The organism is Candidatus Pantoea formicae (assembly GCF_011752625.1).
In the GTDB taxonomy this organism is placed as follows: domain Bacteria; phylum Pseudomonadota; class Gammaproteobacteria; order Enterobacterales; family Enterobacteriaceae; genus Pantoea; species Pantoea formicae.
On sequence record NZ_VWXD01000034.1, the window covers coordinates 1 to 1,070 of the forward strand.

Here is a 1,070-nt window from a genome sequence, read left to right on the forward strand (position 1 = left end):
GTTTCGGCAGGCGGCAGAATGCGGGTTTCGCGGGGAAGCGTGGCCGACAGCGGTTTACGGGCGGACGACTGGCGCAGCGCCTGCGGGAGTACCGGGTCATGCTGCTCACCCAGAACTTCCGCCATCTCTTCCTGCAGAGCGCTGATGCGCTCTTCAGCTTCGCGCACCTGCCGTGCCGTTTTCTCCCGCAGCTGTTCGGAGCTTTTGCCGAACTGCATGCGCTGCAGCTTAGCAACCAGCGCTTTCAGCCGGTTGATTTCGCTGGCGTAGGCCGCCACCCGCTGTGAGAGCAGGCGGCTGTACTCCGCCATCTGGCGGATTGTGTGCAGCTGCATGTCCAGCAGCGCCCGGAGCCGGGCATTTTCATTGGAGAGTGAGCGTTCCATGCAGCCACATTACTCCGGTTCAGATGCGCAGACCAGGGCGTTCCGTCCGCTGCGGATGTTTCCAGTTAATGCCCTCCAGCAACATGCCCAGCTGCGCCGGCGTCAGATGGACTTTACCTTCGCGGGTTACCGGTCACACGAAGCGCCCGCATTCCAGCCGTTTGGTGAACAGGCACAGTCCATCCCGGTCAGCCCACAGCACCTTTATCATGTCGCCCCGTCGCCCGCGAAAGATAAACAGGTACCCGCTGAACGGGTCAGTACGCAGCGTGTTCTGCACTTTCGCTGCCAGCCCGTTAAAGCTGCAGCGCATATCCGTCACACCGGCGACCAGCCAGATGCGCGAGCCCGCCGGAAAGTTAATCATGCCTCACCCTCCCTGAGTTCACTGACCAGTACGTGCAGCAGCTCCGGCGTCAGTGGCCCGGTCAGGCTCAGGCTGCCGCCCGGCAGTGTCAGCTTACAACTGATGACCGGTGTAGTTTCTGCTGATACGGCCCCGTTGTGCCTTGGCGGCGGTGAAAGCGGCTCCACGGTGACAGGAATGAGAGTGGCCCTGCTGGCAGGGTCCAGCAGTCCCTGACGATGCAGATTCCGCCAGTTGAAGAGCAGGTTATCGTTGATGCCATGCTCACGTGCAATTTGCGCCACACAGGCGCCCGGCTGCAGGGTTAAATCCGCCAT

At 61.8% G+C, this 1,070-nt stretch carries 2 protein-coding genes and 1 pseudogene; all 3 read right to left on the minus strand.

Features of this window, described 5'->3' with window-relative positions; genetic code table 11:
* Positions 1 to 386: IS66 family transposase (locus F3J38_RS27705; protein ID WP_205298440.1), on the minus strand; the 386-nt coding region annotated here is incomplete at its 3' end.
* 19 nt (positions 387 to 405) lie between these two features.
* Positions 406 to 753 (minus strand): annotated as a pseudogene (gene tnpB, locus F3J38_RS27710) (IS66 family insertion sequence element accessory protein TnpB).
* On the minus strand, positions 750 to 1,070 hold a 321-nt coding region (locus tag F3J38_RS27715), incomplete at its 5' end, for a transposase (RefSeq protein ID WP_167144540.1). The gene F3J38_RS27715 and the pseudogene tnpB, both read right to left, overlap by 4 nt.